Below are 7,467 nucleotides of genomic sequence, written 5' to 3' on the forward strand. Positions count from 1 at the left end.
CTATCTCCCTTCTTTATATTTCGGTAAACTGACGCGCGTGAAAAATCCATCGCGACTTTCAAATTGAAGCTGTCCTCCTAGGATGGAAATGCGCTCCATCATCTGCTTGAGCCCATAGCCATAGGTCAAGGTTTCAAACCCAACCCCATTGTCCTGCAACTCGATCAGGTAATCTTCTTCATCCTCAAAAAAATGAAGGCTCAATCGACTGGCATGACCGTGGCGAACCGCATTGGTCATAGACTCTTGGATCACACGAAAGATCGTATCTTCAATCATGACGTCCATATCAACATCGACCCATTCATAGTGTAAATCAACCTGCAAGTTGGAAAGCGTCTGGTACTCGCGGATCATCTTTTCTAATGCATCTTTGAGGGTTCGTCCCTCAAGGGCACCTGGACGGAGGCGGTTGAGAGAGCCCCTCACATCCTGGATCCCTTCCCGGACAACTTCTGATACACTTTTTACCTGCTCTTTTGCCCGATTGGGATCGATATCAATCAAGACCCCAACAGCATCTAAACCTGCCGAGATCCCTGTTAGCGCGTGTCCCAAGGTATCGTGAATCTCCCGAGCAATCCGTTTACGCTCCCGATCTTCTGCAATCTTCTCAGACAAGGCCATATAGTTGTTCAATTCCGTATTGACCTTCGAAACCATGGCCAGCTCTTCTTCCACTTCGTGGTTTTCCGCAAGAACATTCATAATATAGAACAAAAGCGAAATAATGAAGAGCACCATATTCAAAGCATAGAGGGAATTCTTCAAGAAAAAGGCCAGAATCCGAATGGAGGCAGGATAAAAATGAATATAGACATCCAGAGAAGGTATCGGAAAGAAAAGCGAAAAGACGTCTGAATTGGTCACAAGAAGCATCAAAAAACTCACTAGGATAAACGCAAACCAATACTTGCGGTCTCGCTTGGTATTCAACTCTTTGGAACCATAGAAGATATCCGCAAAAACCAAGAGAATAAGCCCGTTATAAGCTACATTTTGGACCCACATCAAGAGCAACATCAGGAGGATCTCCAGAATATTCCACTTATCAAAAATGGACCATCGACTCGTTTGAGACCGATAACGACTCATGGAAATCAAGGCAATCCCAGCAAATAAGAGTGCAGACAACCAAAAAGTTGTAGAGGGCGCAAAAGGAATGCGCTCTAAGCGTTCTACTAATAGGGAAGCTTGTCGTTGAGCAATGATATAATTGGTTGCTTGAAGATAGATGATACTGTTGAGCATCACAGCGATAAAATTCACGACCATCAGAATGGCCAAACTGTATCTCACACCTCTAAATTTTCTCATTACTGCCACCCATTCACATCAAAGTGATCGATGTTTTCCTTTGTCATCATCTGAACCGGAATGGTTATTTCTTTTTTGTAGCTCTTCCCATCAGCCATATCTTGGATGACCTCCATCACGCGGTCTCCCATCTTCAAAGGAGACTGGGCAACGGTTCCTACGACATCATCTGTCGAGTGTAGCAAGGCTTTCATATCTGGTGAGCCATCAATCCCATAGATCGCAATGGGATGGGTGATCCCTTGCTCCTTGATCGCTGCTAAAGCTCCTATAGCTGAACGGTCATTCAAGGAGACTAGAGTATCGACATTCCCCCCTGACTGCAAGAACTTACGGACAGCGGGCATAGCGATCTCCGTCTGACCCTTGGTTTCTAGTTCCGAGATAATCTCATATGACCCATGTCCTTTGATAGTATCCTTAAATCCCTGAATCCGCGTATCTGCCGAAACAGTCCCCTTGTGCTCCAAGAGAAGGATCCGAGCATTTGAAGAGCGTTTCATCAGCTCTTTCGCAATCAAGACTCCTGCTTGGTAGTTGTCGGAGACAATGCTGGCATCCGGCTTAAAATGCTTGAGCTGGGTATCAACTGCAATGATCTTAATTCCTTGTTTTCTAGCTTTTTTAAGAGCCCTTAAAATGGGCTGACTATCCCCTTTGACCGGATTAATCACAATCACATTTACTTTTTGGGCGCAAAAATCATCGATCTGCTGGCTCTGCCTTTTTTCATCCAATTCCGGATCTCGAACAGATACAAGAGCCCCTCTCTCATCAGCAATTCGACTAATTTCCGAATGAATACTTTTATAGAACTCATTGTTCATGGTCATATAGGTGACACCGATCTTGGTCTGATCCTTGATGCTACTGGTTTGACAAACGGCATAGATCCACAAGAGGATGCAGGCCACCGGAATCACCAGTAAAACCCGTTTTATCAACCATTTCAACCGTTCATTTCTATCTTCTTTTCCTTTCAAACTCCGTTCCTTTTCTGAAAATTTTGAATATATATTACTTTATTTTACTACTTTTTCAAGAAAAGTGCTGGCTTTTATTGTACAGATGCATATTTTGGATTTATTTTTAAATGAGTCGTTCCCGAATGAAATCCCTAGCAAATATCAAAAAAGCTGGTCTATAAACGAACCAGCTTTTTTGATCCTAAAAGGGAAGATCTTCCTCTTCTAAGATGATATCGGCTAAATCTCCCGTTCCACCATTTTCACGCATCGCTCGCTGAGCGCGGCTCTCTAGCAACTGAAAACTTTGGCAGAGGACCTCTGTCACATACTGCATGACCCCATTTTTCTCGTAGCGGCGCGTCCGAATCTCTCCATCCAAAGAGATCAGGCTCCCTTTACTGGCATAACTAGCCATGGTTTCAGCCAATTTCCCCCAGACAACGACATTGACAAAATCAGTCTCGCGCTCCCCGTTTTGGTCCTTGTAGCGACGATTGACCGCAACGGTCACTCGGGCAACGGATTTGTCTGTGCTGGTTTTATGCAATTCTGGGGCCGCTACTAGGCGACCGATTAAAATAACTTTATTATACATCATTTACCTCCTATCTATTTATTCGAAAAAATTTCAAAAAATGGAGGTGACAAACCAAAATCAAAAAAATCTAGGATCCAAAACATCCTAGATTCTTCTCTTTATTCGTGCCAGTGACGAGCAGGATCAAATGGTGTTCCTGCTACTTCTGCGTCATCCAATTCAATAATGCCTCGTTTTTGAGGAGCATTTGGCAAGTGCAATTCGCGAGGACTGCACATCATGCCATAGCTTTTTTCTCCACGAAGAGCTCCTGGGAAAATCAAGCTGCCATCCGGCATCATGGCACCTGGAAGAGCAACAATGGTCTTGAGGCCTACACGCGCATTTGGAGCCCCTGCTACGATCTGAACCGTCTTATCTGCCCCAACTGCTACTTGGCAGATATTCAAGTGGTCACTATCTGGATGGGCCACCATTTCAAGGATTTCTCCCACCACAAATTTTGGTTCCCGATCATTGACCAAGCGTTCTGAAAAACCTTCTCTTTCCAATTCTTGGTTCAAACGATCCACTTGCTCATCTGTCAAAAAGACTTGGCCCTTGCCTTCGATGGCGAAGAAAGATGAGGCGTCAAAAATATTCCAGGCAACGGTTTCTTGCTTGTCCTCACGGTAAACGCGAGCCACCTTTCCTTTTCTCTCCACCGCTAGCTTTGCTTCCCCACTATTTTTCAGGGTCAACATCAAGACATCGCCGACTTGTTCTTTGTTGTATGTTACAATCATGATTTTCTCCTATTTTAATCCTGCTAAGAATGCTGTAATCTGCGCTTTGGTTTTCCGATCCCGATTGACAAACCGACCGATTTCCTTATCCTTTTCCAGAACCACCAAACTAGGGATTCCATAAACATCCCAGACTTTCGCCAGATCCATATAGGCATCTCGGTCAATCAAGATAAAGGTAAATTCGGGATTTTCAGCTTCAATCTCCGGCAAAAAAGGTTTGAGGTAACGGCAATCCCCACACCAATCTGCTGAAAAGACAAACACCTTCTTGCCATCTTGCTCTACATAAGAAGCAATTTCTTCTAGAGAATTTGGTGTAATCATAGTTTTTCCTCTTCATAATGCAAGAGACCGTCCTCATAGACAAAGCGGTAATGACGCTCATCTTCAAAAATGACACCACCTACTAAGCGCTCTTCACTAGACTCGTAGAGTTCCACATACAGAGTCGCAATCGTCCCCATGGCTTCCATTTGCTCCCGTACTTCTGCTACCAACTCTTCTTGGGTACGGAGACGCTTTTGATCTTTGGCAATTTTATAGACACCGGCCGCAAGAGCTCCTGCACTTGCTACAGCCAGACTAGACAAAATAATTTTTTTAGCTTTCATAGTGCCTATTGTAACACAAAATAAGCAGAGGGACAACGGTCTAAGCTGGATCTCTCCCTCCGATTTTAGAGTCTGATTTCCATAATAACGCTACCATCCTTGTAGAAAAAGTGATAAAATAGCATCAGAAAGAAGGTAACCTATGACTGATTTATTTTCTAAAATCAAAGAAGTAACTGAAATCCCTGCTATCTCAGGTCATGAAGCTCCTGTACGGGATTATTTGCGCCAACAATTGACCCCTCATGTGGACGAAATCGTGACAGATGGTCTCGGTGGGATCTTTGGGGTCAAACACTCAACGGCAGCCGATGCTCCTCGTATCTTAGTGGCTGCCCACATGGACGAAGTTGGTTTTATGATCAGCGAGATCAAAGCTGACGGAACTTTCCGTGTTGTCCCAATCGGAGGTTGGAACCCGATGGTCGTCAGCAGCCAACGCTTCAAACTCTTTACACGTGACGGACGTGAATACCCTGCTATTTCAGGATCTGTTCCTCCTCATTTGACACGTGGAACAGGTGGACCAACCGTACCTGCCATTAGCGACATCGTCTTTGATGCAGGCTTTAGCTCTAAAGCCGAAGCTGAAAGCTATGGAGTCCGTCCTGGAGATACCTTGGTCCCAGATAGCTCTGCGATTCTTACTGCTAATGGTAAAAACGTCATCTCTAAAGCATGGGATAACCGCTACGGCGTCTTGATGGTCAGCGAATTGGCCAAGAGCCTTTCCGGACAAGCCTTAAACAATGAACTCTATGTAGGGGCCAACGTTCAAGAAGAAGTGGGACTTCGTGGAGCCCACACTTCAACCACTAAATTTGATCCTGAAATCTTCCTTGCTGTAGACTGTTCGCCAGCAGCCGATGTCTTTGGAGACCAAGGAGCGATTGGGGAAGGAACACTGCTTCGCTTCTATGATCCAGGTCACATCATGCTACCAAATATGAAGGATTTCTTGCTCACTACGGCTGAAGAAGCGGGCATCAAATTCCAATACTATTGTGCCAAAGGTGGTACCGATGCAGGTGCAGCACACTTGAAGAACGGCGGAGTCCCATCAACCACTATTGGTGTCTGTGCACGTTACATCCACTCTCACCAAACCCTCTATGCCATGGATGATTTCTTACAAGCGCAAGCCTTCTTACAAGCATTGGTTAAGAAATTGGATCGCTCTACAGTTGATTTGATCAAACACTATTAAACAACATCGATCTGAAGCCCCGTAAGGGGCTTTCAGATCGAGGATAAAATCCTCTTAAAAACTTTCCTTAGGTGAGTACGGACGTCTGCGAACTTCTCCGAAGTTCCAAGACTAATTATTGAGCCTGAGGTCTCAATAATTCCGAGTGCCTAAAACTGAGTCGTTTCAGGCACTTTTCTCACAGCGGAAAGTTTAAGTGCACCCTGCAATGACCTTAATAGACTACCTCATTTTATTTGTTTAGCATCACTTAGGTCATTTTATGTAAAAAATATGCCTGAACAATCAAATTCTATGATGTCTAACCTCATCTTAGGAAAGTATCTTAGAATATTTTATCTTCCATCTGTTTTCTGATATAATATGAAAGAATGAAATGGTAGGGAACGGAACACTCATCCTTGGATTTGTGTGGCAGACCCTTCCCTTATATACAGGAGTTTTACATGAAAAAACAAGCTTTTAGTTCTGAAAAGTATTTGAACTTGCAACGTGACCACATTATTGAGCGGATCAACCAATTCGATGGCAAGCTCTACCTTGAATTTGGTGGTAAGATGTTAGAAGACTTTCACGCTGCTCGTGTCCTCCCTGGATACGAACCAGACAATAAGATCAAGCTGCTCCAAGAATTGCGCGACCAGGTGGAAATTGTCATTGCCATCAACGCCAACAACATTGAGCACTCAAAAGCCCGTGGGGACCTAGGAATTTCTTATGACCAAGAAGTGCTACGCTTGATCGACAAATTCAATGAATTAGGGATCTTTGTAGGCTCTGTCGTCATCACCCAATATGCTGGACAAGCAGCAGCAGACGCCTTTCGCAAACAACTGGACAAGAGCGGGATCGCCTCTTATCTCCACTATCCGATCAAGGGCTATCCGACTGATATGGACCACATCATCTCTCCTGAAGGGATGGGGAAAAACGACTACATCAAAACTAGCCGCAATTTGGTCGTTGTGACAGCTCCTGGACCTGGTTCTGGTAAGCTGGCAACGTGTATGTCCAATATGTACCATGACCAATTAAATGGGATCAAATCAGGTTATGCCAAGTTTGAAACCTTCCCAGTATGGAATCTTCCTTTGCACCACCCAGTTAACTTGGCTTATGAAGCAGCGACTGCAGATCTAGACGATGTCAATATGATCGATCCCTTCCACCTCCAAACCTATGGAGAAACAACGGTCAACTACAACCGCGATATCGAAATCTTCCCTGTCTTGAAGCGCATGTTGGAACGCATCTTAGGAACCTCCCCTTACGCTTCTCCAACAGACATGGGCGTCAACATGGTTGGCTTTGCCATTGTGGACAATGACGCTGCGATTGAAGCTTCCCAACAAGAAATCATCCGTCGCTATTACCAAACCATCTTGGATGTCAAAGCTGAACGTGTCGGTGAAGGAGCCGTCAAGAAGATTGAGCTCTTGATGAATGATTTGGGCATTACTCCAAATGATCGGAAAGTGACCGTGCTTGCCCGCCAAAAAGAAGAAGAAACAGGTGAGCCAGCCTTGGCCCTTGAATTGCCAAACGGCGAGATGGTAACCGGAAAAACCTCTGATCTCTTTGGTCCAACGGCAGCCCTCTTGATCAATGCGATCAAGAAATTGGCGCATATTGATAAAGAAACCAAATTAATCGAGCCAGAATACGTCCAACCTATCCAAGGCTTGAAGATCAATCATTTGGGTAGCCGTAACCCTCGTCTTCACTCGAACGAGATCCTCATTGCCCTTGCCATTACAGCCATGAGCAACGAAGATGCTAAGCTTGCTATGCAAGAATTAGGCAAGTTGAAAGGCAGCGAAGCCCACTCAACCGTGATGCTAACAGACGAAGACAAGAATGTCCTTCGCAAGCTCGGTATCAACGTCACTATGGACCCTGTCTACCAATACGATCGCTTGTATCGTAAATAAACTCAGACAAACAAAAACAATCCCTGCTCGTGAACTGCACCCCAAAAGTTAGACAGAAAAAAATCTAACTTTTGGGGTGTTTTTATTATGAAATTAACTTATGAAGA

At 44.5% G+C, this 7,467-nt stretch carries 8 protein-coding genes; 2 read left to right on the plus strand and 6 right to left on the minus strand.

Annotated elements, in window-relative coordinates:
- From GMC92_RS10390 to GMC92_RS10415, 6 genes are all read right to left on the minus strand, one after another.
- Positions 1–1,317 carry a sensor histidine kinase gene (locus tag GMC92_RS10390; RefSeq protein ID WP_024054945.1) on the minus strand — a complete coding sequence of 439 codons (1,317 nt, stop codon included), beginning with the start codon at positions 1,315–1,317 and terminating at the stop codon, positions 1–3.
- Positions 1,317–2,300: a substrate-binding domain-containing protein gene (locus GMC92_RS10395; RefSeq protein ID WP_070664755.1), complete on the minus strand. Its 984-nt coding sequence runs from the start codon at positions 2,298–2,300 to the stop codon at positions 1,317–1,319. The genes GMC92_RS10390 and GMC92_RS10395 overlap by 1 nt, the downstream gene beginning before the upstream one ends.
- A gap of 184 nt (positions 2,301–2,484) precedes the next feature.
- A complete protein-coding gene (locus GMC92_RS10400) occupies positions 2,485–2,880 on the minus strand; it encodes a single-stranded DNA-binding protein (protein WP_003004675.1) in 396 nt (131 codons plus the stop codon).
- Between the two features lie 101 nt (positions 2,881–2,981).
- Positions 2,982–3,608, minus strand: a complete 627-nt coding sequence (gene ytpR, locus GMC92_RS10405; RefSeq protein ID WP_070664753.1) for a YtpR family tRNA-binding protein — start codon at positions 3,606–3,608, stop codon at positions 2,982–2,984.
- Between the two features lie 9 nt (positions 3,609–3,617).
- Entirely contained in the window at positions 3,618–3,935 is a 318-nt protein-coding gene (locus tag GMC92_RS10410) for a thioredoxin family protein (protein WP_021154296.1), read from the minus strand.
- On the minus strand, positions 3,932–4,222 hold the full coding sequence (locus GMC92_RS10415) for a DUF4651 domain-containing protein (RefSeq protein WP_003004245.1): 291 nt from the start codon (positions 4,220–4,222) through the stop codon (positions 3,932–3,934). Before GMC92_RS10415 ends, GMC92_RS10410 begins: the two co-directional genes overlap by 4 nt.
- 142 nt (positions 4,223–4,364) lie before the next feature.
- On the opposite strand from GMC92_RS10415, the gene pepA reads away from it, so the two are divergent.
- Both pepA and GMC92_RS10425 read left to right on the plus strand, forming a co-directional pair.
- Entirely contained in the window at positions 4,365–5,429 is a 1,065-nt protein-coding gene (pepA, locus tag GMC92_RS10420) for a glutamyl aminopeptidase (protein ID WP_014712788.1), read from the plus strand.
- 446 nt (positions 5,430–5,875) lie between these two features.
- The gene (locus GMC92_RS10425) at positions 5,876–7,360 is read left to right on the plus strand and encodes a DUF1846 domain-containing protein (RefSeq protein ID WP_003009791.1); all 1,485 of its coding nucleotides are present in this window, start codon (positions 5,876–5,878) and stop codon (positions 7,358–7,360) included.
- Positions 7,361–7,467 lie beyond the last annotated feature (107 nt).

The sequence above is a fragment of the Streptococcus parasanguinis genome (assembly GCF_009717775.1).
Classification (GTDB): Bacteria; Bacillota; Bacilli; order Lactobacillales; family Streptococcaceae; genus Streptococcus; species Streptococcus parasanguinis_AG.

Bases quoted from the DNA above. Each gene is read 5' to 3' on its own strand.
- GMC92_RS10390 (WP_024054945.1), bottom strand. From the start codon at position 1,317: ATGAGAAAATTTAGAGGTGTGAGATACAGTTTGGCCATTCTGATGGTC.
- GMC92_RS10400 (WP_003004675.1), bottom strand. From the start codon at position 2,880: ATGTATAATAAAGTTATTTTAATCGGTCGCCTAGTAGCGGCCCCAGAA.
- ytpR (WP_070664753.1), bottom strand. From the start codon at position 3,608: ATGATTGTAACATACAACAAAGAACAAGTCGGCGATGTCTTGATGTTG.
- GMC92_RS10410 (WP_021154296.1), bottom strand. From the start codon at position 3,935: ATGATTACACCAAATTCTCTAGAAGAAATTGCTTCTTATGTAGAGCAA.
- GMC92_RS10415 (WP_003004245.1), bottom strand. From the start codon at position 4,222: ATGAAAGCTAAAAAAATTATTTTGTCTAGTCTGGCTGTAGCAAGTGCA.
- pepA (WP_014712788.1), top strand. From the start codon at position 4,365: ATGACTGATTTATTTTCTAAAATCAAAGAAGTAACTGAAATCCCTGCT.
- GMC92_RS10425 (WP_003009791.1), top strand. From the start codon at position 5,876: ATGAAAAAACAAGCTTTTAGTTCTGAAAAGTATTTGAACTTGCAACGT.